This is a genomic window from Acetobacterium sp. K1/6 (assembly GCF_034438075.1).
Lineage (GTDB): Bacteria > Bacillota > Clostridia > Eubacteriales > Eubacteriaceae > Acetobacterium > Acetobacterium carbinolicum.
In genome coordinates, this window is record NZ_JAXQGA010000014.1 from 62,145 (window position 1) to 87,402 (window position 25,258).

Here is a 25,258-nt window from a genome sequence, read left to right on the forward strand (position 1 = left end):
ACTAACTCGTCCGGGATACCCAAAGCGCATGATTAATCAATTTTTAGTAGTTTTGCATTGATTGCAACAATAATTGTACTTAATGACATTAGCGCAGCCCCTATCGCCGGATTAATAATAATACCTTGATTATAGAGAACACCTGCAGCTAAAGGTAACGCGATCATATTATAACCTGTAGCCCATATCAAATTTTGGATCATCTTTCGATAGGTCGCTTTTGAAAGCGTTAAAATCGTTATCACATCGAGTGGATTACTTCGTACCAGAATAACATCCGCCGTTTCAATGGCGACATCTGTTCCAGCTCCAATGGCGATCCCTAAATCTGCCTTTGCCAGTGACGGTGCATCATTCACACCGTCACCGGTCATTGCAACAATCTTGCCTTCTTTAATAAGTCCATCAATTTTGGATGCTTTTTCTTGGGGTAATACCTCAGCAATGACGGTATCGATGTTCAGTTGATTGCCTACGTAAGCCGCAACTCTTTGATTGTCACCTGTTAATAGGATGGTTTCTACCTTCATCAACTTTAGCGTATCAACAGCTTCTCTGGCAGTATCTCTTACAATGTCGGATAATGCCAGATAGCCCAGGAGGGTGTCGCCATCTAAAATGAATACAACGGTCTTTCCCATTTGGGCAAGTTTTTCGTAATGGTTTATATCAAAAGCTATCGCTTCCGATCGCATATAGCCAGGACTCACAACCCTAATGTCACGTCCATCCACTGTCGCTTTTAGTCCTTTACCCGTCAGATTCTGATAATCTTTTACTGCCTTAAGCTTAAGGTTTAGTTTTTTTCCTTCGTTAACAATGCCCTGTGCAATGGGGTGTTCTGAGTTTGATTCAACTGAATAGGCAAGTAAAAGAAGTTCCTCTTGGGATATTCCAATGGCCTTGATATCGGTAATCCCAAAGGTACCTTCGGTCAAGGTTCCGGTCTTGTCAAAAACGACAGTATTTACCTTTCGGGCGTTTTCAAATGCTGCCCGATCTCTAATTAAGAGACCTTTTTGAGCTCCGATACTGGTCGATACTGCTGTCACCAGAGGAACTGCCAAACCTAATGCATGGGGACAGGAAATTACGATGACGGTGACTGCCCGTGTGACTGCAAAATTCAGATCTTGTGCTATGAACATCCACGCTAAGAAAGTCAATATTCCGGCAGTCACAGCGATATAGAATAACCACTTGGCTGCTTTGTCTGCTAATCGATGGGTATTCGATTTTGAATCCTGAGCTTCGCGAACAAGTTTTAATACTTGTGATAGGAAGGTCTCTTCCCCAACGTGAGTCACCTTGAATTTTAGAATTCCCTCGCCATTGATGGAGCCACCAACGATCTGATCGCCCTTTTCCTTTTCAACAGGGGCGGATTCTCCGGTAATCATCGCTTCATTAACGGCAGATTTTCCATCGTAAACTAAACCATCAATCGGTATCTTTTCGCCTGGCTTTACCAGAATGGAATCCCCTGGCTTTAATTGTTTTACTGAAATATCCGTGGTTTCCCCGTTCTCCGTTATCCGGTGTGCTTCTTCTGGCATGAGCTTGACCAGTTCATCGAGTGCCTTTGATGCTCCCATCACGGATTTCATTTCAATCCAATGACCTAAAAGCATAATGACAATTAATGTAGCGAGCTCCCAAAAGAAGTCATCCCCGCTAATAAAAAATACGGTGAGTGTACTATAAATATAGGCGACCGTTATGGAGAGGGCAATCAGCGTCATCATTGCTGGCGTCTTTTTTTTAAGCTCATCCCTGGCACCTGTAAGAAAAGGCTTACCTCCATAAATAAAGAGTATCGTTGAAAGGCCAACCAGTAAATAAGAATCACCGAAGAATCGCCAGTTTACACCCAGAAACATCTGGATCATGGGTGATAACAATAATATCGGTACCGTAATAATCAAAGAAATAAAAAACCTTTTTCTGAAATCCGCCACCATCATTGCATGGTGATCATTGTGGTTATCATGTCCTCCATTTGCTGAAACATGCTGGTGCAAATGTTCTTTTTCCGCCCCGGGAACCCGTTCTTCGTCATGTATCTGATTCATTTCCTCATGACCCTGATGATGCACATGTTCATCTGTTTTTTGTAAAATCGCCTTGTGTTCCTGATGATGTTGATGGTCATTATGCTCCTGATGGGTTTTGTGTTTATCACGTATCACTTCTTCGTTTGATAAGTCCTTCTTTGAATTCTTACTTGTATCTTCTTTATCCATCCTGTTCACCACTTTCCTAGCTTTAACTATGTATTTATATTTTTATACCCGAACAAATATACTTAAATCACTTTTGGTGGGGCCAACCGAAAATGAACACCGTGATTGGCTTCGTATTGTATTTTAAAAATGTTAAGTTTTATGTGATATTTATCTCGATTTTGCATCAAAAAAGCCCCATAGAAAAACACTATGAAGACTTTTTTAATAATTGCATTTTATTCTAAAAAAATACTAATCAACAAGATCATACTGGAATCTTGACAGATGCTCATACGGAAGGATCAGTCTTCCGCGGTAGAGGCCACAGCCATCGTTGATCAGGGAATTATCCATTGCTGAAAACATATTCACGTCTAATTTTGATAATTCAAGTTGCTGTAGGAGAATCCCTCTTTCATAGGCATCATCAAAATAAATATTTTCCCCTTTGGGAATTGCATCGCGCCTGGCTCTTTCACTTTCTTGCCGTTTTTCGTAACCTAAATGATTAGCAGGACCAATCTCAGCAAAATCGTCCATTTCTTTTGTCCGAAGTTGTACTTCCACATAGCAACGGGCAATGTTATCATAAAATGTTATATGCAGTGAGCGATAGCCATTAGGCTCTGAATTAGCAATATAATCCCGATAATACGGGCTGATGTTCTCTTTTAACAAGGGCGATTTTTTCTGATCTTTTAATGACGACAGCTCTGCGGTAAATCCGCGTTCCTCCAGAAAACCAGGCAACTGGTTGGCTACATCATAGAGATATTTTATTTCTTCATCCGCACGAATCTCCCCTTCTTTCAGATGACATTTTGGAAGCGAAATCACAATCCTGTAAGCAATTAGATCCCGAAAACAATTTATTGCGTTCTTTAGCTTCGGAAGCGAAGGGTAATTGCCGTGTTTGATATAATATTCGTAAATGTATTCCACAATATATCCGTTAAATTTTGCTTCCGCGCGGATCAGGGATTTAATTCGGCCCTTAAAAGTAAATGGAAGAAAAGGATATTCATTTGCCATCAGTTTATAGAATTCCCGAATCCGCTGAGACTGCGAAGTCAGGAAATCGTTGTGCTGCAAAAGTTCCGCAATTTGAAGCAGAAAATTACAATGCAACAGATCAATCTGATTATTCGTTTCTTTCGCTGACTGTTTTAAATCCTCTGAATATCGCTGTAAAATCTTAAGAACGGTATCGCCTGAGTATAAGTAATCATTTAATTTTTTCACAGTTAGTGCTTCCTTTCCAAGTTATACTGATGGTTATGCAATTTCCCCATCAGAGCATCTTGTAATACTCCGGAAAATTTACGCCGCTTATTCTGGTTAAATGCTTAACACTGTACTAATTGCTATCAGTAAACTTAACAGGATTCCAATAAGATAATATTCTGCAAATGATGGATCTTTATCAATTCTATCATATCACATCAGTAATTTTGCTGCAAAGATTATTCCAACGGCGGCATATTGATTCAGTATCACCAGTATAACAACAAGTATCGTCTCTAATTTACCATTGTCCTAGGACGATCTTAGCATCAATAGTCACTCCTCTAATTTTGTCTTGGTTAATTCGAATTTACTGACCATGTTTTTAAGCATTTCCGACTGGCTGTAAAGTTCTTCACTGGCGGCGGCGCTTTCTTCGGCGGTGGCTGAGTTGGTCTGAACGACCTGCGATATCCGATCGATACCGATGTTGATCTGGTTGATGGAAGTGTTTTGCTCGTTGGAAGCGGTGTCAATTTTACTAACCAGTACGGCAACCCTAGTAACCCCGTCTAGAATTTCTGTGAGCGATTCAGCGGTGTTGTTGGCAATGACAGTTCCCTCGGAAACCTTGGTAATGGAACCTCCAATCAGTTCGGTGGTTTCTTTGGCAGCTTCGGCACTGCGTCCCGCCAGAGTTCGGACCTCTTCGGCCACCACTGCAAAGCCCTTGCCCTGCTGTCCTGCCCGGGCGGCTTCCACCGCTGCATTCAAGGCCAGGATATTGGTCTGGAAGGCGATATCATCGATGACCTTGATGATGTTCGAAATCTTAGCCGAGGCGGCATTGATTTCTTCCATTGACCTAAGCATCTGCTGCATCTGGGTGTTGCCGTTTTCGACATTTTGCCGGGCGATACGGGTCAGCTGATTGGCCTGGTCGGCATTTTGGGCGTTATCTCTGGTTTGAACGGCAACTTCGGTGATGGAAGCATTGAGTTCTTCCATGGAACTGGCCTGCTCGGTGGCGCCCTGAGCCAAGGCCTGACTGCCGAAGGATACCTGTTTGGATCCGGAAGCGACCTCATCGGCGGCATTATTGATATTGCCGATAATCTCATTAAATGACCGGATGGTATCATTCAGCGAGTTTTTGATGATCATATAACTGCCCTGATAATCGCCCTTCATGAATTGGGTCAGATTACCGGTGGCCATCTGTTCAAGTACGATGACAGCCTCATTGATAGGCTGTTCGATGGAATCCAGGGTCTGGTTGAAGCCCGCGACGATATCCCGATACCCGCCGGCGAATTTTGTCGCATCACTGCGGATTTCCAGTTTACCGTTAATCCCGGCCTGAGCCAGATTTCGGGATTCTGCAATCAGATTGTCAATGGTGGTCAGGGTGGCAATGATCGATGGGATCAGCTTATCGTTAGCGGAACGCTTGCCAATGGCAACAAAGTCGTTAAGCCGACTGGCATCGCCTTGGGAAATATCGACAAAGGCATCCGAAACATTGAGCAGATTGGCATGAACCCGGTTGATTTCCTCGGCAAACTCGGCCATATTGCCTTTATAGGCGCCGGTCATGGAAATAGTGTAATCATTGACAGCCATTTTATTCATCACCTGGCGACCCTCATTGATGGGTACCAACAGGGCGCTCAAGGTATTGTTAAAGCCCGCGATGATTTTACGGAAATCGCCGCTGTGGCGGGTAGCGTCTGCCTTTATTTCCAGTTGGCCGTCGGTAGCTGCCCGGGCCAGCATTTCGGCATCGGACACCAGGGCATTGATATTGTCGATACAGGAATTCAGGTTTTCTTTAATGGTATTAAAGTCGCCATGATAGGTGGCGATGATTTTTTCGGGTATATTCCCGCGACTGATTTTATTGACGTAGTCTGCCGATGTATTCAGGGGCTCGACCACGGTATTTAACATGTTATTGACGCCAACCACAATATCCCGGTACTTGCCCTGGAATTTGCCGGCATCGCCGCGGATCGATAAATGGCCATCGGCGGCTGATTGGGTAAGCATCTCCACCTCGGTTTCCAGATTTTTCAGATTTTCCACAACTTTGATTAAACTCCTGGATTGAACATCCTTATCTGATTTCACGTCCACCTGAACGTTGAGATTTCCCAAGGAGATCTGTTCAAGTGTCATTATATTTTCCTGGATGTTTTCTGATAATTTTTTGAAGGATAAACCAAGCATGCCCAGCTCATCCTGACGCTTGATGATGTCATTGGTAATTTCATTATCAAAATCTCCAATTTCCGCTTTACGAAAGAGCTCGGTAATTAAAACGATGGGATTGACCATGCTTTTAATCAATTTCATTAGGATAATGCTTAGGATAAGAAGGGTCAGCAAAAACAATCCAACGAGCTGATAAATCAGCATCATAATCGGTTTGTTCAGTTCGCTTTGGGGTTCCATGATGGCCAGTGTCCAACCGGTTGCGGGAATGGGTGCATAATAGATATTGTTTTTTCCGGCACTATCCGTAAAAACGCCGCTTCCGGTTTCACCGCTGATAATGCGTTCTCCTAGTGATGAAAGGCTTTCGTCGGTGTCGTCAAGAAGATTGACACGCATACTTTTGGAAGTATCCTGATCGGCAATGTAAAGGCCGGTTTGATCCACGAGGAAGGCCCGGCCGGTTTCACCGACTTTGATTTCACTGACAAGCTTCTGCAGACTGCTTAAATCAATATCGCCGGTGACTGTCCCCTGTAATTTTCTGCCACTGTCGTAAAATGCGGAAGTAGCGGTTACCATGGAAATTCCCAGGGTTTCATCTTTAAATGGCGCCGACCAGGCAATTTCACCATTGGCTGATTTGCCATTCACATACCATTCCTGATTAGGATAGTCATATTCTTCGGTGCTGAATAGTGCTGCATCAAAGGTAATGTTCGCACCATCCCGGTATGCATATGGGCCAAAATATTTTTGCTCGGTCCGATAGCAGTTGTATTCATACCAGACACCAGCACCATATGTATCATCGTTGAGGCCAATGTACTGGGTGATAAGATCACTATACGCCTCGGTTGTCATTTGATTTCCGGTTACACCAATGGTCTTTCCCAAACTGCGGACAACATCGCTGTGGTTACCCAGGGTTTGTTCAACTTGGTTAATTGTACTGTCGAGTTGCAGGTTCATGCGTTCTTCTATTTGTTTATTCTCAGTATAAATGCTGAGAGTAATAACCGTTATTCCGATTAATAGTAACGCCATTGCAACAAATGCTAATACTAATGATGTTACTTTATTTCCAATTGACTTTCTGTTAAACTTATTCATTTCAGTCTCCGTCTATAAATTATTGTTGTGAATTTGACGTTTGTTTGTAATGCATGAGTTGGTGTGGCTATTTAGGTTGCGGGCAGGTAATACCCGCCCCTACGGGATTACATTGACGTTTTCTTAAAATCATATGCTTGTTCCGGTTCGTAGGGGCGATTATTAATCGCCCGTTTATGTTTGTTTGTTGTGAAGATTCATTTTGGAAATCACCTGTCTGCCCGGTCTGCGGTGGCAAATAATGGTTTTTTGAGAGATTTATCCGCTAACCTGAATTCCTTTTTATTATTTAGCATTTTATATGCCTTCCCCACGGTCAGACCCTGAAATACTGTGGTAAATAGTACAATGGCATAGGTTGAAACTAAGAACAGGTTATAGATTTGTGATGATAAAACATTGTTTGTTCCCATAATCAGGGCTAAGCATAAACCGCCTTTTAACCCGCCCCATGTCAAAAAGGCAGCTAATTTCATTCTTTTCATACCATCGGGCAGATTCCTGGTAAAGAGCAATGCCGTGGATACTCCGGCCATTCTTGATACGGTATTAAAAAAAATGGCGCCTGATCCGATGATGATGATCATGGTGATCGGTAGTGTGTTAAAGTTTCTGATACTGATAAATAATAAACCAACTAAGAGAAACAGCATTCCGTTTAAGAGACTATCAATCACTGACCAAAATGAATAGAATAATTCCCGCACTTCATGGATTAACTCGCAACGGTTTTGTTTTTGAATTCTGGAAATGCCGGTTGCATAATACAACCCGCAGATCACTGCTGCAATGGGTCCGGAAAAGCCCAGATAATTACAGATAAGATACGCAATCATCACGGTTAATATGCTTGAGAAAATTTTAATGTAGGGGTCTTTTGAGCGTTTGAAAATTTCAAAGAAAAGAAATGATATGACGAATCCTATCAGGGCCGCACCCAGAACTTCGGCTGACAGCTCTATGATAAAACTTATAATTGAAATATCTCCAGAGGTGTGTTTAAGGATACTGATGAGGGTGGCAAAAATAGCCACTGCAACACCATCATTAAACAAGGCTTCTCCTTCAATGATCAATCCCAGCCGTTTGGACAGCCCGGCTTTTGCCAGAATGCTCATGGCTGAAATGGGATCGGTGGGTGCGACGATTGAACCCAGAATAAGGGCCTTAAGCAAACTGATGTTCACATGAATAATAAATCCCAATCCCCATAAGAGCAACCCGTAAATCATGGTTGAGACAATGGTTGAAGCAATGGCCATGCTACCGATTAAGTATTTATCTTTACTAAAATCACTGAATTTAATTCTTGATGCCCCGCTAAAGAGCATGAAACATAAAACCCCATGAAATAAAAAATCGTTGAAATTAAATTCGCGGTACAGATTATAAAATTCTTCGGGGATCTGTACGACATTCATGGTTCGACCGCAGATGACCATCACGGTAAATGCAAATCCAAAAACGACCAGACCAATTTCATAGGGAAGCTTTATTGTTTTTTCATTTATAAAACTAAACACAACCACTAAAAGAAGCAGTCCGCTAAAAAGGATCAATAATTCATCAAAATTAAACATATTTTCTCCATTTTGTACTTTTTAACAGAAAATTGCGAAACAAATTTCAGACTGCTATCTCCATAAACCGGAACTGCCTATGGATGTATGCCTTCATTCATTTGTCTCGCAATTGACTGTCAATACTTTTTTTGTTAACCGGTTTAAATGAAAAATCGATTTGGCATCATTATTCGCCTGCCCGGGTTTGTTTGTGGTGCAGGCATTGGTGTGGCCTTTTTACGTTACGGGCGGGTAATACCCGCCCCTACAGGAGTGAAATGACGGTTGCTTAAAATCAATACGCTTGTTTCGGTTCGTGGGTGGGGGCGATTATTAATTTGTTTTTATATCAACTTCCCGCACCACTTTTTTATCTGCATTTTCTTTCTTTGCATAAAGCCAGAAAGGAACAAAAAGGAAAAGTACGAGAACCCCAATTAAAGCCGGGGCGATACCATAATCCAATTTATTGATATAGAAAATCCCTGCCAGATATAAGGGAATATTCAACATACAAAAACCAAGTCCGACATATTTCCACCATTTTGGCGCAAGTATTTTTTGGTCTCCTTTGGCTTTAAAATAAGCAAAAAGGGTGATGCCATTGGCGATAACATAGCCCATCGCCGAGCCGGCGACAATCGCCGATGGGGTTCCAATAAAAATCAAAACAAAATTCAAAATAGCAATTGAAATCATGGCCTTGACAGGTACCCCGTATTTATTTGTTTCTGTCAATACTTTCGGCAAATTACCTTCCACCGCCATTGACTGCATCGCCTGGGCTGAACCAAGCAAGGCTGTCTGAATGATTAAAATCATCGATGCCATGAGCATAATGACAGTTACAAATACACCTGCGCTGCCAAACGACATCTTTGCCATTAAAAGCATTGGTGAATAAGGCTCTTCGATAATTCCCTGTATTCCCAGTGTCCCAACACAAGCAGTTTGGACCAGCACGAAGGTTACCAGACAGATCAGTCCACAGAAGAATAAGGCTTTCGGTAAATCTTTCTTGGGTTTTTCATAATCCGGAGCATAGACTGCTGCGGTTTCCCAGGCGCAGGCACTCCACTGAGCCATTGCCATTATTCCCAGCAATATCAGGATGTGTGAAATATTCCAGCTCCATGTTTCCGGAAATAAGCTCACAGCGGTAATGTTGCTTAACTGAAACTGTCCCGTTACAATGGGTACGATCGAAAGAACGACGAGTGGGATCAATGCAACCACTGCTAGAATATTCCCAATCATGGCACCTCCGGATAAACCTTTTCTGTTAATACCGATTAAGACTGTAAATATAACGGCTCCGGCCACCAGTGAAATCGCTTTTTCAGAAAAACCGCCCAGAGCCGGTATCATGCCATGTAAATATGTTCCGATCAGAAGTGAAAATATTGCTAAAACGGGATTCCAGGCCATCCAATAACCCCATGCGCTAAATCCGCCAATAAATTTGTTGATATCATAGTCTTCGGAATTTTTCCCTTTAAAAATTGCCTGAACATAACCCGGCAAGCCCCGGGCCTCGGGGTACATCAGCGCAAAGTCTCCATAGGCGAGGTTTTGAAGAAAACCCTGGGAGATTGAAAGCATCCAAACAATGATTGAAAATACGCCAACGTAACCTGCAAAATAGCCGATATTGGGAAGAATTAACATTGGCACACCTAATGCGATAACCAAACCTTGCTTCCAACTAATTTTATTTGTATTCATATTTTACCTTTCTGTAGCATTATTGATTGATATTTATTCATTTTAATCCTTTAATTTACGTATTTTTGAGTGTCGATCAGAAAAATGATTAAAAAGGTAGCAAAACACCAATCTAAAATTGTCGCTAACATAAAGCGGGACAATTTTTGATTAGCATTTTGCTATAATTATGTTGCTTTAAAGTTTATGATCAGGTGTTTAAATTAAAAATTCCGGTATGTATTTCTGTGCCCGGGTAGCGCCGTATTCAGTAATCGCATAAGTAACAACCAGGTTATTATCTTTGTCTTCTACCGCATTTTTAACTTCCACCAAACCAACACCTTTCATCGACATCAAATGATCGTCAATGGCCGTCTCGTTACATTGTTTTTCATTTCCATATATGGGTTTCAATTGTGTATGAAATTCTTGGGGAGTCATTCCCTCTTTATTCTTAATCAATAAATTGATCATATAAAATCTTACTGGCGCTTTCATAATTCAACTCCTGCTTTCTATTTTTAAATAATATAATTGTAGTATAGTTTGAGAATGTTTCTATCTACGTAATATCTCTTAACGAAATTAACTCTGATGGTTTCCCAACTACCAGTACACAACCAACTAATAAGATAACTAAACCAACAAAGAAATTAATCTGCAATGTCGCACCAAAAATAACAACACCTAAAACAGTAGCACTAATTGTCATGATTGGATTAATTGCCATCGACCGGGCCGCCCCAGCAGCATTTCCTGCCCGATAGTAAAAATAGTAACTGCCTCCCGCAAATATAGCTGCACCAATCATCCATACCGCTGATAATGATGTTATTGATTCAAAGAAGTACCCAAAAGAAACGAGTCCCAACCCTGAAACAATTGGAATAGCTAAAAATGACAGTAATCCTGAAATAACAAAACGGAACCCAATTGCAATTTCCGGATCAACAAAATCCATTCCTGCCGTTGCAACAACCATTTCTAATGCCCAACCAGTTGCACATACCAATGCAAATATTACACCTATATAAAAGTGGGGATAAGCTTCCCCTGATGGTGGAATCCAGCCTACGGTAATTGCGCCTGCAACAGCTAAACCAATTCCCACCCAGGCTCGTCCGCTTATGTGTTCTTTTAAAAACAATCGTGAAGCCAGTGCCCCAAAGGCGGGTAACATGGCCGTGAAAATAAGGGAATACACCGGTCCACACAAGGTAACCGCTGCCATATAGCTGCCAAGTGCCAATGGTCCGCCAAAGAATGCTGCCAGCATAATAAATCGTCCCGGCTTTGTTGAGGCAATTCTAAGATACTCGCGATGTTTGCCTGCCTGTGCATTTTTTAGAAAAACAAGAATTGCTGCTATACCATCTTGCATTGCCGCCATAATCATTGGTATTAACATCAAACTCATTAATGCTAACGTAGCAAATGGTTCCTCTCCCATTGCAAATGTTTGAAATGTGGGTCCCACACCATAGGTTAATCCTGCCGTTACTGCCCATGCAATACCGTATTTAGCATACTTAAGATTTTTTCTGTGCAACCGGCCTTTGACATTTTCATTCATTGAAATTCTCCTGTTTCTTTTTTATTATAATCATTTTGAGCTATTTTTTAAGGGTTTTGATCTGGTTAAATAAAGGTAATGGTTGTGTTGCTTTCTTTAAACACATCGTTTGCATAGGGCGTCACCAATGTCCCGATTTTTAAAACGATGTTTGGTTCTGCCGCAAGCTTTTTTGCCAGTTCATAGTTGATTAATTTTTTCACTGTACTGTATTTGACCGTGGTTAGTCCATTGACAATAGTCGGCTCTGCCCGGGTCTCTTTTTTCTCAGTTTTCGGCAATACTGCCTTTTCCTCGGAAATGAGCATGCTTTCCAGGGCCACACTGCTCATAATGCGAACGCCGCACAATTCCAATTGCTTTTCATGATCTCTGAATACATTGTAAAAGACCGGATTTGCAATTGCTTTGTACATCCGGTATTCAAGACCTTCTTCGAGGACATAAACATCTTTCCCGGTTAATAAAAACTGGCGTAATGCTCTAGTTTTATCATTAATGGCAACGCCATTGACCGAAGCGGACATTTCATCGACTGTTAGTTTACTTATAACCAAAAATTCATATCCCAGAAAATCATTTTTATCTTTAAGTGTATCTAACATTACTGCTTCATATCCGGGGATTGCCATTGCCATGTCATCGCATTGCAGAAGCTTTTTTCCCGGAATCGCTTCAATTTCTGTTTGATGCTGATTAATTTTTTCAATTATACGATTAAACACTTCGTTGGTTATCAGTTCAAGGTTCATTTACTCACTCCTTTCTAAGCTAATTGTAAAACATCTGAGGTCTGTTTATTGCTACTCTGCTTTTACAATTAAGCCTAATGTTCTTCTCCCCAGGTTACAGGCATTTGCTTCATCATAATCGATATGCATATAGGTGTCGAACTTATTGGAAACCCGGAGATTCACATTCTTAAAAATCATCGGACGATCGGTATTCACCTCAATGTTCACGCGATCACCATCTTTTACTGATAAATTTTTAGCATCTTCCGATGACATGTGAATATGTCTTTCCGCCACCAGTACCCCTTCGTTGAGATATACTGTTTTTCCGTTCGCACTGATTTCGATAGGCGCTGTTCCCATTAATTTGCCACTTTCATGAACCGGTGCATTAACACCCAGGACCTTAGCATCTGTTTTTGAAACTTCAATCTGAACTTTTTCTCTTTCCGGACCTAATACCACAACATTTTGGAGCTGGCCTTTCGGGCCGATAAGGATCACCCGTTCTTTGGCGACGAATTGACCGGGTTGTGACAACGTCTTGATATTGGTCAGCTGATAATCTTTGCCAAAGAGTTTATCGATTACGACCCTAGACAAATGCACATGGCGTCCTGAGGCTTCAATCTCAATATAGCCTGATTTTTTTAATCTGGTATAGATTCTTTCAAAAATAATATCAACGATTTTTTCTATTTGATCGCTCATCTCTCGCCTTTCAGTATTAATTATCTTAGGTAATTGTGAAAACTGACATCAAAGCAAATATAGTTCTATTCTTTTAAATTTCGCAATTACCTATTAATGATCTAAATGCTTAAAAATAATAATATACATAACCGAGGATAAACGGTTATATCCCTGGATCAGGTCGATTCTTCCCACCGTGCCATCTGCCAGCTTAAACCCTTCATAACAGGCGATTTCTGTCTTTCTGATCAACGCCCGAAGGGAATTGAGCAGAATTGGAATTTCTCCCAGCTTATATGTAATATTAAATAAGTGTTCACGACCAAAGTATTTTTTAGGATTATGTGACATATCGCGGATTTCCTGTTGATTAAACCCTAATATCTTACTGGTGTCAAGTGCTTCGTTTAAAACTTCTGATCTTGATAATTCACCGATATAGTCAAAGACTTCCTGCAAATCCGAAACCAGGTCAGTCAATTGGAGTTCATTGGCGCGAATCTGAACTTTCATGATTTCACCCATTAACACATCGACTTCGCCTCTGAGTTTAATCCGTTTATGATCCTTGCCGACAAGAAGATTCCCGTAAAGCTGAGTCATGTGCTCAGGCTTTTCGTCTAAAAAACCGCCACTTTCTAAGTTGAACTTGCCAATTTTCTTTGCTGCCATTACTCCGGCATTTTCCATTACGCTGGTAGTTAGGTTTTTTTCGATGTCATCATCGATTAACACCAGCTTTAATTTATGATCTGCTAGGACCGACTTTGCCGATGGGGTTAACATTGACTTAAGGGGAAGTCGCAATTCACTATCGGTGATCGATTCGCCGCTTTTAATTATTTTTTTTATGCCATCTTCAGTTATTAAATTCATTGGTTCACTTCCTTAATAAATTTAAGTGATATGAAACCCATATCACTTAAATCAACTGAATAATCGACCTAGTTATTGGAACCTTTTTCCTGTGGCAACATTTCATTAACATCCGCATGCGGACGAGGTATAACATGTACTGAAACTAAATCGCCAACTCTTTCGGCTGCGGCAGCACCGGCATCTGTTGCAGCTTTTACTGCACCAACATCGCCTCTGACCATGACGGTTACCAGTCCGCTGCCAATTTGTTCTTTTCCGATTAATGTAACGTTTGCTGCTTTTACCATTGCGTCTGCCGCTTCAATCGCTGCTACTAAACCACGTGTTTCAATCATTCCCAATGCATTTGTGTTTGCCATTTTATTTACCTCCAAGTAAAATTAAATATTTAATTGATTTCTAAGTTTTTCTAAAATTAAATCGGTAATACCTTCGAGTTTATTCTCAACTGCTCGATTCAGTTCCGTTTCGCTTACTGTTTTTTCGACTGAATTGCTTTTAGCGCATTCAATACTGTTTCGTATTTCAGCCAGTTCTTTGACCCCATAGGCGACGCGTCGCAAATTGAGTAAGTTCAACGGCGAGATGTTATCGGATGTCGCACTTCCGCCCACTGCACCGCATCCCAGGGTAAAGGCCGGCAGTAAATTGGTTGTCGCTCCCACGCCGCCTAATGCTCCGGCGGTATTGACCAATAATCGACTGACGGGTTTCCTTAACGCAAATTCTCTGATAATTTCTTCATTTTTCGAGTGGATGATCATGGTATGACCGGCACCCTCTTTCGTCAAAATCTCAATTGCTCTGTCACAGGCTTTTGGCCAGGTGTCTTCAATGTAAAAAGCTAAGATCGGGCAAAGCTTTTCTCTTGAAAATGGGATGTTGTGTCCAACCATGGTTTCCTGCCCAATCAGAACTTTTGTGTTTGCCGGAACTTTGATCCCAGCCATTTCAGCAATATATAAAGCTGTTTTACCGACAATTTTAGGATTCATTGTCATCTTGGGTGTCAGCATTATTTTTTCCAGAAGTTTTTTCTCCGCTGATGTCAGCATATAACAGCCCTGTTTTTTGAGTTCTCTCAGAACTTCCTGTTCAGATTCTTTTTCAATGATAATGGACTGCTCTGATGCACAGATAACGCCGTTATCGAAGGTTTTAGAATCGATGATCTGTTTGATGGCATGGGGAATGTCCGCACTTTTTTCGATAAATGCCGGGCCATTTCCAGGTCCGACACCAATTGCAGGATTTCCAGATGAATAAGCAGCTTTTACCATTGCCTCACCACCGGTTGCCAGAATCAAACTGGTGTCTATATTCTTTAATAACTCATTGGTCCCTTCCAGAGTTATAATCGTTGCGCACCCAATACAGTCTTTAGGCATGCCGGCAGCGATAGCCGCCTCTTTAATCACTCTCACTGTCTCGATGATACAATTTTTAGCCGTTGGATGGGGTGAGAAAACAATTGAATTCCCGGCTTTTATGGAAATCAGCGCCTTATAAATTACTGTCGATGTCGGATTCGTCGATGGAATTAATCCTGCCACGACGCCTACTGGCACAGCCACTTCATAGATTTTTTTGATTTCATCGCTGCTGACAATGCCAACTGTTTTCATGTCTTTGATACTGTCGTATACGACTTGTGAAGCAAAATAGTTTTTAATCACTTTATCTTCGGCCACACCAAATCCAGTCTCTTCATTTGCTAATTTCGCCAGTTTTTCGAGGTTTTGCATGGCCGCGTCTTTGATCGCTGCACAAATGAAATCAATTTCTGCCTGACTCATTTGGGCAAGTTTTGTCTGTGCCGTCTTTGCATTTTTCAGCAACTGGCGGGTTTCTTGAATTGATAACAAATCTTTGTCTACTAACTGCACAGTTTATTCCTCCTTTTCTTTTAATTCATTTAAAATATTTGCGATCAGATCAAATTTACGGGATCTTTTGATTTTTTCTCTGCTGATGCCTTTAATGTTTATATCACGGGCTAATTTTCTTAACCTGGAAACGGTCATCAGATTCAGGGATTCTTCCGAGTAATTATACTCTTTATCATTCGACACGGATGTTGACGATTTATCTTCAGTGATCGCGTCTTCACCAATTAACTTCTCTACTACACTACATTGCTCTTCCTGATTTTCCATTACAGTAATTTTCGTAGGTGCAGCGTTGTTGACAACTTCATGCCCGGATGAATTACTGTGGCAGAGCATTTTTTGGGTCTGATCGTCTAGTCTTGCAATGATGGTATGTTTTCTGCATTTCCCTGCCAGATTTGCCGCTTCTACCCCTGCGGCAACGCTGGCCGATACAGCTGCTACATCCCCTGTGATGATGATGGATACAATGCCGCCTGACATTTTATCAAACCTTACAAATTCAACATCAGCGGTTTTAAGACATGTATCCAAGGCATTCACAGCTCCCACAAAACCGACTGTATCAATTATACCGACGGAAGTCATTATTTTAACCTACTATCGGGTTATTGGCAATGTATTGAACCGCTTGGGCAAACGCGTCGCAGGCCGCTTTGCATGCCGATTGTGAACCGCTCATCAAGGCACCGGAAAAGTTTGATGTCGCTGTCGGCGGTAGAAATGTCTTGCAAATTTTTACATCCGCTGCTTTTAGTGCGGCATCAATACCGTACATTGCCTCAATTGGTGGGGCAATACAATAAGCCAACGGCATTCCGGCTGGTATCTCCGCAGTTTCCGATAAATAGCTGCCGGTACTTGATATACAGTGAGCTAAATAAATAGATTCACCTTTTTCATTGGCATTGACGAAATATGCTCCGTTTTCGATATAATGAGCACATGCATCCAGGCCGCTCTTTACCTCAGCCGGATTTTCGCCGGCCAATATACCAAATGCTTCCCCGGCAAAGGTTGTAAAAATTCCGACAAATGCCGAGAACATACATTCCCCATATACCACTTCTACATCAGCAGCTTTTGTGGCCTCATCAAGAGCGATAAATGTAACATCATCGATGGAACCTGTAATCAGGCCCAGGCTGCGTTGATGCGGTTTAAGATTAAGCGCCTTAGCTAAATCTTCACTGACATTTGGAATAATATTCTGGCACACAACATTAGCGCGTATAATTTCTCCTAACACTAATTAATCCTCCTATCCAATTTATACTAATTTTAAATCCACACCAGACATTTTATTCTTGAGCATGGTCTGACAAAGCTCAGCTATTTGAGCACCTGCTTCAACCGGTGCGGTTCCCAGTTCATGAATGTTGGAAATGACCGTTCTTCTGGCCTCTTCCATACCAACTGTTGGTTTATAGGTAATATATGCTCCCATAGACCCGGTTGAGTTTAATCCTGGTCTTTCGCCACAGAATACGGCAATTACGTCAGCATCTGTTATTTCGCCGATTTCATCGCCGATGGCAACCCGGCCATTGGTGACAAAGAACGGTGTTGAGTATGTGATTCCCAGTGAGTCCAGTCCCTGCTGTAGAGCGGGAAGAAAATCTGCGGCATTTTTTTCAATGGCCCGTGAGCTTAATCCATCGACAAAAACAATCTGCACATTGAGATTCTTAACGGTATTTTTTTTGACGGTTTCTACCGCTTCATCGGTCAGTTTTTTTCCGGTGTTAGGGTTTTTGATGTATTCTGCTTTATCCGCAGCAATTGTAGAAAGTTTGATGAATCCGAGGTCTTCGACCAGGGTTACGTCAACATCTGACCATACCGCATTCTGAGCTGCCGAGTGATCGGCTAAAAATCTCATATAGGCTTTGGTTAAAGGTCTTGGACCGGCTCTCCAAATACCTAATCGACCGGACGTAAATTCTTTCATTTTCATATATCCATCGCGATCGTATGGATTGGGAATAAAGAATGTTTCCTGCATGGTTGCCACAGTCACATCTTCGACAAAACCATCATCAATGCTGCCTGCCGTGGCAGACTTAATTACCTGGTTCTTTACAGAACCGGTTCCTGCTTCGCTTAATTCTTCTTGAATAACATTTTTAATAATGTCGCGAATCGTATCTTTTAAAATAGCTTCATTTATCATTTATATCACCTTCTTTTTATTTTAAGAATATTGAAGCATCGCCGGCTTTTTCGGTAAACATACCGTATTGGTCGAGAATCTCCATTTTTTGCAGCCATTTTTCAAATTCAGGTACTCGTTTCATTCCCGATAATTCCAACAGTGTTTGCCAGTCGTGATTTCCCAATAATTGATAGTTAAGCATGATGTCGTCACCCATTGGTGCGGTTACAAAGGCTGGCATCCCAGCGTGAGCCAGTAATAATGCAAGGTTTTCGGAATCATTTTGACTGGCCGGCATATGGTTGGTGTAACAGACATCTACACCCATTGGGAATAGTGATAACGTTCCCATAAAATGCTCTTCCAGACCGGCTCGTAATTGTTGAACGGAGTCATAAATATATTCCGGTCCGATGAATCCGACTACCGACATAACATAAAAAGGATCATAGCGTTTGGCATAACCATAGGTGCGGGCTTCCAGGGTAAGCATATCAACTCCCAGATGGGCGTCGCAGGATAGTTCTGAACCTTCCCCGGTTTCGAAGTACATGATGTTTTTCCCACCGGAAATACATTCGCGTTTTCCCAGATCATAAGCATCATCAAGCATGGTGGTGGTTACACCAAATGATTCGTTGGCCTTTTGGGTTCCGGCAATGGATTGAAAAATCATATCTAACGGTGCGCCTTTACGAAGGGCGGCCATCTGCGTTGTAATATGAGCAAGTACACAGTTTTGGGTCGGTATTTCCCATTTCATTCGGAAATCATATAGTTTCTGAAGTAGGAAAGTTGTTGATTCCACGGTATCCTGAACCGGATTCAAGCCAAGCATCGCATCCCCTACACCATAGGCAAGCGCTTCATAGAGTTCTGCAAAAATGCCGTCAATATCATCGGTCTGATGATTCGGTAAGGCACGATTTGCGGCAATACCACGTTGTCCGATGGTGGTGACACAGGTAGCAACATTATCGATTTTTTTCGCGGCATAAATCAGATCCATATTTGACATGATTTTTGTAACGGCGGCAACCATTTCTGCTGTCAATCCGGTTGCAATTCTTTGAATAATCGGACCGGTTGAAGTGTACAACATCATAAAGTCCCGAAGATTTCCGACGGTCCAGTTTTTAATTTCTTTATACACGGCTTCATTAACCTGATCCTGAATGACTCGGGTAACATCATCAAGTTCATAGGGAACTGCCGGATTATTGCGAATATCAGATAACAACATATCTGCCAGCACTATTTTTGCTGCTGCTCTTTCTTCAGTTGAAGTTGCAGCTAAACCTGCCAGCTGATCCCCGGATTTCTGTTCACTTGCTTTCGCCTGGACTTCATTAACATTTTTGAATTGGTAGGTTCTTCCAAACAATACGGTTTTTAATTTCATACTTTCACTCCTTATTTTTTGGATTATCATACATATGACAATCAATACTTTGTTTAGCTTTTAGTTAACTAATCAAAGTGCCGGTTATTGTTTCCACTAACCGCTACTTTGATTAGTTCAACCTTTGACTAAACTGTCGCGACTAATTTGAATAATCGGATTAGTCACATCCGCCAATTTGCTCATCCTGCAAAAGAGGCCTTGATGTCTTTGGAAATTCCTGTGTCCCCTATTTAAAAATCAATGTTTTTACAACAACCGGTAATACCATCCCGCCGGCAATGGGATTGCCAATATCGATGTAATCTCCGTCGCTGACGGTCACAGCGTCAATGCAGATCACGTGATGATCATTATTCAACAGCCGCTTAATCGTCTGTCCCAGCACTTTTGCAATGTCTTTTTCGGAAACGACGATAATCGGATAATTATGCCTGATCAACGCCTCCAAACCGTTGATCAATTGTTCGGCACAGGCTACTATGTCCTTGAAAGAAGGTGAATTGATGCCTTCAAAAGCAATCGCAACCATCTGAAATTCATCTTCCAGTTTAAACCATTCAATGCGTTTTGCTACCTCATCTGCTATTTCACTGATACTGTTTTTATCCGTAAATGGTATTTTCACAATCGGAATGTTTTTAATGGGTAAGGCTGACTTATCGTATGTTACCGTACTGCCGCTGATATCGGTAGTATGTGACCCCGCTCCGACAACGGTAGCGCGAATGGTTTCTTCGGCATTCATCACCTTTAATTTGGTGAATAAATCCGAACGACGGATTTCTCGTCCCAAAATTATTCCCATATCCTGGTATTTAAAAACATCCTCTTTTTCAGCGTAGTGGTAGACGATGTCTGCGACGCCGCCGGAAAATGTTAAATAGTTGATGGGGTTCTTGATTACCATATCTTCAATCGTGAGCATCATATCGTAGTAGTGATCCTGGGGCGTAATTCCGACAACGGTTTCAAGCTGATGAACCATTATTTTCGCTAATTTTGTCAAGCTGTTTTCGTTGGCAGTCTGACCCAATGCAATATCGAGTTTTTCGTTTTTAATGATTTTTTTTATTTTTTCATTGATGTAGATTATCTTTCCCTGCTTATCCATCTTGACTAAACGACCGCCAATATCCAGACACCCGGTGCTGACTGTCTCCCCGTGATCAAAAACAACCACATTCGAGGTTCCTCCGCCGATATCAATGTTTGCGACGACGTTGTTGTGTTCTTTGGAAATCTTGTCTGAACCTGCGCCTTTACCAGAAATGATGCTTTCTAAAACCGGTCCTGCCGTTGCTACCACAAAGTCTCCGGCATAACCGCTCAGTTTGTGTAACACTTCACTGGCATTCGCCCGTCTGGCGGTTTCTCCGGTAATAATAACCGCGCCGATATCGATATCCTTTTTCGCAATTCCGGCCCTGGCAAACTCGCTGTCGATGATTTTCATGACTTCATTCATATCAATGCGATCATTCGATGTCAAAGGCGTGAAATAAATTTCACTGCGGTACACGATCCGCTTGCCAATAATTTCTATCCGGGCGATATTGAAACTTGATGCCATGTTTTCCAGCAGAATTTTTGTAAAAACCAACTGTGTGGTTGAAGTACCGATATCTATTCCGACACTGAGAATTTCCTGTCTTTTAAAGTTTTCCATGTATTTCTCCCTCTTGATCCAGTATGATTTTCCATGTCGCTAACATTGAAAAAAAAGACGCAGCTTAAATTATAAACATCAATTAGTTGATATTTATCCCTTAAGCTGCGTCGCTTTTTTACATTACGTCTTTGCAATGCAATGTTTATTTTTTTGTCAAATTTTGCTATTCGATTTCTTAAACAGTCTGAGTAAAAAAAGTAGCTTAAAATTTGAATACCTGCTTTAGATATTCAAACTTTAAGCTACGTCGCCTAAAATAATTGCTTCATCGCAATTTATAATATTAATTTATAATTTGAAGGCAAATGAAGTTGTGGTACCTTCATCTCCGGTTTCAATAATTAATTTGCCCAGCAGTTTTTCATAAACATAAGCCTTAACGATGTTGAGACCCAGACCACTTCTTTTTTTCTCTCCAGATTTGTAACCGATTCCGTTATCCTTTACTTCAATCATCTTGATTTTTCCATCACTTGCAGTTGTCACTTCGATGTGACCGACACCCCCATTGGGAAATGCGTACTTCAGCGAGTTTTGAATCAGTTCGTTTACAATCAAAGCAATAACTGTCGATTTTTCACTGTCAACAAAAAAGTCAGCACCTTTAACCGATATTTCAATTTCTTTATTAGCTGTTGCGACGAATGATATCATGTTTTGTTTTATTTTGTCAAGCATTTCTTGAACCGAAACCAGATTATTTGACTTTTTTTCTAAAAGTTCGTGGGTGACCGCAATACTCATGATCCGGTTGATGCTGTCACTTAAGATGGTTTTTACCTCTGGATCCTTAGCATTTCGACTTTGCAACCGCAGTAAAGAAGCCACCGTTTGCAGATTGTTTTTAATGCGGTGATGAATTTCATGTGAACTCACCAAATAACTGTTCACTTCTTTTTCATATTTTCTCATTTCTGTAATATCATCAATAAACACAATCACATCAACCGTCTTTTTCATCCGGATAATGATGTGAATGCGATAAAATTTATCGCCGATTGCCACCTTTCCGTCATAACTTTTTTCAATAATGATACGGTTGTCATCATTATTGCTAAAGGTCCCTTCGATATTCGATAGAACATCGTCAAAATTCTTTGTTGTGTAGTTCAGGTTATCAAAATGTTGATTTTCAATGGATTTAAACCCCAGTTCCTGATACATCTTAACTGCCCGTTGATTAAAATATTTTAAATGACCGGTTTCGTCGAATATTAAAATACCCTCGCGCAATTGCAAGGCTTCATTTTCATTGCTTTTACCGAAAATCGAACTCCATAGCTCCTCGATTTTTTCGTTTTCCGGGGATCGCTGTAATGGCGCCCCTGGCACCACGGTCAATCTTAAATCCAGTATTTTCTCAAGTATTAATGTGGCCACGACATTATTATTGTGCATGATCGGCACAACTGTTTGTTTTGTCCATATCTTCTTTTTGTTACGGTCAAAACTCATACCAATGATATCTTTTGTGGTTACTCCCAGATCAAATGAACGAAATACTGCCGGTTCATTCTCACGGTAAATAATATCGCCTAAATACGAGTCAACATATATTGATTTCTTTTTTTTATATGATTCAGCAACCACTACCGCCAGATCTTTATCGTGTACCTTTATATCAATAAACGACTCCCCGTCAAATCCTTCGTTAAAATATGGTAGAATTTTAGCCACGTCAATTATCGCTTCGATTTCATCATTGTTTAACAGCGTAAACTCTTTACATTGTTTTATAATAAATTCGCGGTCGCATTTATACTTCATTTCTTTTCGCCTTTTTGTGCCTGTAACAGTATCGTTTCGCTGATAACCCGGAGTGAGTAGCCTTTTTCCATACTCAGTGATCTGAGTTTTTTATAGGCGCTGTCCTCATCGAGGCCTCCGGATTGCATTAAAAATCCTTTTGCCTTCTCAATCATTTTGCGATCTTCCAGTCTTTTGGTAATGTCATTTAATTTTTGCTCATTTTTTTCGGACTCAAGTGATTTTGCATAGGCGATTTTTATTGTCGGCAGCAAACTCTTCTCATCGATCGGTTTGACAACATAACCAAATACGCCGCTTTTTTTAGCGCCCTCAATAAATATATCGTCGGAATATGCGGTCAGAAAAACGACGCACTTACACAGTTTATCTCTGCGAATTATCTTGGCAGCACTGACGCCATCTAAATTAGGCATATTAATATCCATCAGCACCATATCCGGATGATAGCTTGTGCATAAATTGATGGCATCAAAACCATCCTTCCCTTCACCCAGAACTTCAAATCCGGCATCTTCAAGTATACACCGAATATCCATCCGGGTTACCGGTTCATCTTCGACAACGATAATTCTCATAACTAACCTCAACTCCACTCAAGAAATTTTCTTAACTCTGCGATCTTCTTATTTTTCAATGATGAAATTTTAAATATTTCATTAACCCCCGATAACCTTAGTGAATCTTCTGCATAACTGAAATCCTTTTCATCCAGCATCAGATCGATCTTGGTCACAATCCCAATGATTGGTTTAGTAAACATCCTTGCAAAACCCGGCGGAAACACATTGGACCGGCTTTTACAGTCCATTACCAGGGCCACCACATCTGCTTCCACAGATGTCACCTGCAACGCTGAATAGTAACCACGATTTTCCAGGTATTCTCCGGGTGTATCGATGACATTTTTATGAAATTCAATAGCCTGGGTTTTGTCATAATCGATATCGAAAGACCCCATTCGTTGATACAAAGTTGTCTTACCGCTTCCTGATGGCCCGATAAACATAACTTTTTTCATTGGCTCAACCTCAAGATCGTGTCACTGTTGGGATTGACATGCCCTGTAACAGAGACAATGTCTGAAGAACGCTTTCGACAGATGCTTCCACCGAACCGACATCGCCTTCAATCACCAGGGAACCATTAAAGCGATCGACATAGCCGATGGTAACATCACCTGATTTTACCGCAACATCCGCTGCGATGATGGCCGCCTCACTGGGTGTAATGGTCAGGATTCCAATCGAATTATGGTTCTCTTCCAGTCCTAATTTTTTATAGATGCTATTATCGGGATTTACAATAATATGCGCTAACGTAACCTGTTTTCCCGGAACGTATTCCTGGATCACTCTTTGGACATTCTCATTCATTCTTGAACTCTCCTATGTTAGTTAAAGCGCTGATTATTTTATAATGATATTAAATAACTATTTAATTGTCAACACTTTAACTATAATTTCTATTCATTTCTTAATTTTTATTTCTCTTTAGTTGGCTTCTTGTAGTAAAATCATCGCAACATCTTCATGCGGTCTTGCGATAACATGTGCCGATATCAACATGCCTACTCTTGAGGCTGCGACTGCCCCGGCATCCGTTGCGGCTTTCACCGCACCTACATCACCTCTGACCATTATTGTTACCAAGCCACTGCCGATTTGCTCTTTTCCGATTAATCTGACATTCGCCGCTTTAACCATAGCGTCAGCAGCCTCAATCGCGCCTACCAAACCTTTTGTTTCAATCATTCCCAATGCATCTGTTGTACTCATTTTTTCCTCCTGAATATTTTCTTATTTTTCAGAGTATTGACTCTTATTTCAATGAGAACCATTGACCCCGGATGCAACACATTTGTAACGACTGCACCTCTTCGTCATGATGTATCTGACCAGATACAATAACTTTCATTTGAAATCTTTGCTGATAACCTTAATTCGATTGCTTATCTTCGCACAGATCCTGCCAATTAGCGGGATATGCTGCAAAGAAAAATTTACAATGATCCGGTGAACTGAATGTAACAGCCGTTTCCTTTGGAATGAAGATAACATCGCCGGCATGGCCGGTGAACTTTTTCCCGTCATATGTTATCTCCAATGTTCCTTCTACGATGTAATCCAACTCGTCATAACCTAAATACCAGTCAAAAGCGGACTCTTCAATTCTCAAAAAACCGGTTGCCATGTTTGGACATTCTTCGATGGTCAGTATTTCTTTAAAGGTAACCTTATCATCTGGATTTCCGGTATTGAAATTTTCAAAAACCACACTGTTGCCCCGGATCAGTCTGATTCTGTCAGGCTCAGTGGCCTTTTTTAATTGTTGCTCATCTGTTGTCAGTGACGTCATTACTTCATTCACAATCTGTGCTATCAGTTCCTCAGAAATATTTAAATCCAAAACTCGATCCTTGATTATCTGTTCAATATTGTTATTCATT

At 41.1% G+C, this 25,258-nt stretch carries 23 protein-coding genes; all 23 read right to left on the reverse strand.

The annotated features are described in order from the left end of the window. Positions 1 to 32 precede the first annotated feature (32 nt). Complete coding sequence (locus U2P91_RS12695; protein ID WP_322519771.1) at positions 33 to 2,243, reverse strand: copper-translocating P-type ATPase; 2,211 nt, start codon at positions 2,241 to 2,243, stop codon at positions 33 to 35. 234 nt (positions 2,244 to 2,477) lie between these two features. Further along, positions 2,478 to 3,467: a guanosine polyphosphate pyrophosphohydrolase gene (locus tag U2P91_RS12700; RefSeq protein WP_111887079.1), complete on the reverse strand. Its 990-nt coding sequence runs from the start codon at positions 3,465 to 3,467 to the stop codon at positions 2,478 to 2,480. A gap of 318 nt (positions 3,468 to 3,785) precedes the next feature. After that, on the reverse strand, positions 3,786 to 6,776 hold the full coding sequence (locus U2P91_RS12705) for a methyl-accepting chemotaxis protein (protein WP_111887080.1): 2,991 nt from the start codon (positions 6,774 to 6,776) through the stop codon (positions 3,786 to 3,788). A gap of 209 nt (positions 6,777 to 6,985) precedes the next feature. After that, positions 6,986 to 8,356, reverse strand: coding sequence for a cation:proton antiporter (locus U2P91_RS12710; protein ID WP_111887081.1), 1,371 nt, complete (start codon positions 8,354 to 8,356; stop codon positions 6,986 to 6,988). A 315-nt stretch (positions 8,357 to 8,671) separates the two neighbouring features. Then, positions 8,672 to 10,063, reverse strand: coding sequence for an APC family permease (locus U2P91_RS12715; protein ID WP_111887082.1), 1,392 nt, complete (start codon positions 10,061 to 10,063; stop codon positions 8,672 to 8,674). A gap of 198 nt (positions 10,064 to 10,261) precedes the next feature. Further along, positions 10,262 to 10,543, reverse strand: a complete 282-nt coding sequence (locus U2P91_RS12720) for a DNA-binding protein (RefSeq protein ID WP_111887083.1) — start codon at positions 10,541 to 10,543, stop codon at positions 10,262 to 10,264. A 64-nt stretch (positions 10,544 to 10,607) separates the two neighbouring features. Next, entirely contained in the window at positions 10,608 to 11,618 is a 1,011-nt protein-coding gene (locus tag U2P91_RS12725) for a DMT family transporter (protein WP_111887084.1), read from the reverse strand. A 65-nt stretch (positions 11,619 to 11,683) separates the two neighbouring features. Then, on the reverse strand, positions 11,684 to 12,370 hold the full coding sequence (locus U2P91_RS12730) for a hypothetical protein (RefSeq protein ID WP_111887085.1): 687 nt from the start codon (positions 12,368 to 12,370) through the stop codon (positions 11,684 to 11,686). A gap of 51 nt (positions 12,371 to 12,421) precedes the next feature. Then, positions 12,422 to 13,063 (reverse strand): phosphate propanoyltransferase, encoded by a 642-nt coding sequence (gene pduL / locus U2P91_RS12735; RefSeq protein WP_111887086.1) that lies wholly within the window; start codon positions 13,061 to 13,063, stop codon positions 12,422 to 12,424. Positions 13,064 to 13,156: 93 nt separating this feature from the next. Further along, positions 13,157 to 13,921, reverse strand: coding sequence for a cobalamin adenosyltransferase (locus U2P91_RS12740; protein ID WP_111887087.1), 765 nt, complete (start codon positions 13,919 to 13,921; stop codon positions 13,157 to 13,159). 68 nt (positions 13,922 to 13,989) lie between these two features. Next, positions 13,990 to 14,283: an ethanolamine utilization microcompartment protein EutM gene (gene eutM / locus U2P91_RS12745; protein ID WP_111887088.1), complete on the reverse strand. Its 294-nt coding sequence runs from the start codon at positions 14,281 to 14,283 to the stop codon at positions 13,990 to 13,992. A 21-nt stretch (positions 14,284 to 14,304) separates the two neighbouring features. Beyond that, positions 14,305 to 15,810: an acetaldehyde dehydrogenase (acetylating) gene (locus tag U2P91_RS12750; RefSeq protein ID WP_111887089.1), complete on the reverse strand. Its 1,506-nt coding sequence runs from the start codon at positions 15,808 to 15,810 to the stop codon at positions 14,305 to 14,307. A 3-nt stretch (positions 15,811 to 15,813) separates the two neighbouring features. Next, complete coding sequence (locus U2P91_RS12755) at positions 15,814 to 16,401, reverse strand: BMC domain-containing protein (protein WP_322519772.1); 588 nt, start codon at positions 16,399 to 16,401, stop codon at positions 15,814 to 15,816. A gap of 4 nt (positions 16,402 to 16,405) precedes the next feature. Then, positions 16,406 to 17,062, reverse strand: coding sequence for an ethanolamine utilization microcompartment protein EutL (eutL, locus tag U2P91_RS12760; protein ID WP_111887091.1), 657 nt, complete (start codon positions 17,060 to 17,062; stop codon positions 16,406 to 16,408). Between the two features lie 21 nt (positions 17,063 to 17,083). Next, the gene (eutC, locus tag U2P91_RS12765) at positions 17,084 to 17,986 is read right to left on the reverse strand and encodes an ethanolamine ammonia-lyase subunit EutC (protein WP_322519773.1); all 903 of its coding nucleotides are present in this window, start codon (positions 17,984 to 17,986) and stop codon (positions 17,084 to 17,086) included. A gap of 16 nt (positions 17,987 to 18,002) precedes the next feature. Then, on the reverse strand, positions 18,003 to 19,370 hold the full coding sequence (gene eutB, locus U2P91_RS12770) for an ethanolamine ammonia-lyase subunit EutB (RefSeq protein WP_111887093.1): 1,368 nt from the start codon (positions 19,368 to 19,370) through the stop codon (positions 18,003 to 18,005). A gap of 229 nt (positions 19,371 to 19,599) precedes the next feature. Then, positions 19,600 to 21,039 (reverse strand): ethanolamine ammonia-lyase reactivating factor EutA, encoded by a 1,440-nt coding sequence (gene eutA / locus U2P91_RS12775; protein ID WP_322519774.1) that lies wholly within the window; start codon positions 21,037 to 21,039, stop codon positions 19,600 to 19,602. Between the two features lie 291 nt (positions 21,040 to 21,330). Further along, positions 21,331 to 22,809: a histidine kinase N-terminal domain-containing protein gene (locus U2P91_RS12780; RefSeq protein ID WP_111887094.1), complete on the reverse strand. Its 1,479-nt coding sequence runs from the start codon at positions 22,807 to 22,809 to the stop codon at positions 21,331 to 21,333. After that, a complete protein-coding gene (locus U2P91_RS12785; RefSeq protein WP_111887095.1) occupies positions 22,806 to 23,387 on the reverse strand; it encodes an ANTAR domain-containing response regulator in 582 nt (193 codons plus the stop codon). Before U2P91_RS12785 ends, U2P91_RS12780 begins: the two co-directional genes overlap by 4 nt. An 8-nt stretch (positions 23,388 to 23,395) precedes the next feature. Next, entirely contained in the window at positions 23,396 to 23,830 is a 435-nt protein-coding gene (locus tag U2P91_RS12790) for a EutP/PduV family microcompartment system protein (protein WP_111887096.1), read from the reverse strand. A gap of 10 nt (positions 23,831 to 23,840) precedes the next feature. Continuing rightward, on the reverse strand, positions 23,841 to 24,185 hold the full coding sequence (locus U2P91_RS12795) for a BMC domain-containing protein (RefSeq protein WP_111887097.1): 345 nt from the start codon (positions 24,183 to 24,185) through the stop codon (positions 23,841 to 23,843). A 117-nt stretch (positions 24,186 to 24,302) separates the two neighbouring features. Continuing rightward, positions 24,303 to 24,587 carry a BMC domain-containing protein gene (locus U2P91_RS12800; RefSeq protein WP_322519775.1) on the reverse strand — a complete coding sequence of 95 codons (285 nt, stop codon included), beginning with the start codon at positions 24,585 to 24,587 and terminating at the stop codon, positions 24,303 to 24,305. Positions 24,588 to 24,747: 160 nt separating this feature from the next. Next, positions 24,748 to 25,257: a cupin domain-containing protein gene (locus U2P91_RS12805; protein ID WP_111887099.1), complete on the reverse strand. Its 510-nt coding sequence runs from the start codon at positions 25,255 to 25,257 to the stop codon at positions 24,748 to 24,750. Position 25,258 lies beyond the last annotated feature (1 nt).

Coding starts and splice junctions, on each gene's coding strand:
- U2P91_RS12695 (WP_322519771.1), bottom strand. CDS start 2,243: ATGGATAAAGAAGATACAAGTAAGAATTCAAAGAAGGACTTATCAAAC.
- U2P91_RS12705 (WP_111887080.1), bottom strand. CDS start 6,776: ATGAATAAGTTTAACAGAAAGTCAATTGGAAATAAAGTAACATCATTA.
- U2P91_RS12710 (WP_111887081.1), bottom strand. CDS start 8,356: ATGTTTAATTTTGATGAATTATTGATCCTTTTTAGCGGACTGCTTCTT.
- U2P91_RS12715 (WP_111887082.1), bottom strand. CDS start 10,063: ATGAATACAAATAAAATTAGTTGGAAGCAAGGTTTGGTTATCGCATTA.
- U2P91_RS12720 (WP_111887083.1), bottom strand. CDS start 10,543: ATGAAAGCGCCAGTAAGATTTTATATGATCAATTTATTGATTAAGAAT.
- U2P91_RS12725 (WP_111887084.1), bottom strand. CDS start 11,618: ATGAATGAAAATGTCAAAGGCCGGTTGCACAGAAAAAATCTTAAGTAT.
- U2P91_RS12730 (WP_111887085.1), bottom strand. CDS start 12,370: ATGAACCTTGAACTGATAACCAACGAAGTGTTTAATCGTATAATTGAA.
- pduL (WP_111887086.1), bottom strand. CDS start 13,063: ATGAGCGATCAAATAGAAAAAATCGTTGATATTATTTTTGAAAGAATC.
- U2P91_RS12740 (WP_111887087.1), bottom strand. CDS start 13,921: ATGAATTTAATAACTGAAGATGGCATAAAAAAAATAATTAAAAGCGGC.
- eutM (WP_111887088.1), bottom strand. CDS start 14,283: ATGGCAAACACAAATGCATTGGGAATGATTGAAACACGTGGTTTAGTA.
- U2P91_RS12755 (WP_322519772.1), bottom strand. CDS start 16,401: ATGACTTCCGTCGGTATAATTGATACAGTCGGTTTTGTGGGAGCTGTG.
- eutC (WP_322519773.1), bottom strand. CDS start 17,986: ATGATAAATGAAGCTATTTTAAAAGATACGATTCGCGACATTATTAAA.
- eutB (WP_111887093.1), bottom strand. CDS start 19,370: ATGAAATTAAAAACCGTATTGTTTGGAAGAACCTACCAATTCAAAAAT.
- eutA (WP_322519774.1), bottom strand. CDS start 21,039: ATGGAAAACTTTAAAAGACAGGAAATTCTCAGTGTCGGAATAGATATC.
- U2P91_RS12780 (WP_111887094.1), bottom strand. CDS start 22,809: ATGAAGTATAAATGCGACCGCGAATTTATTATAAAACAATGTAAAGAG.
- U2P91_RS12785 (WP_111887095.1), bottom strand. CDS start 23,387: ATGAGAATTATCGTTGTCGAAGATGAACCGGTAACCCGGATGGATATT.
- U2P91_RS12790 (WP_111887096.1), bottom strand. CDS start 23,830: ATGAAAAAAGTTATGTTTATCGGGCCATCAGGAAGCGGTAAGACAACT.
- U2P91_RS12795 (WP_111887097.1), bottom strand. CDS start 24,185: ATGAATGAGAATGTCCAAAGAGTGATCCAGGAATACGTTCCGGGAAAA.
- U2P91_RS12800 (WP_322519775.1), bottom strand. CDS start 24,587: ATGAGTACAACAGATGCATTGGGAATGATTGAAACAAAAGGTTTGGTA.
- U2P91_RS12805 (WP_111887099.1), bottom strand. CDS start 25,257: ATGAATAACAATATTGAACAGATAATCAAGGATCGAGTTTTGGATTTA.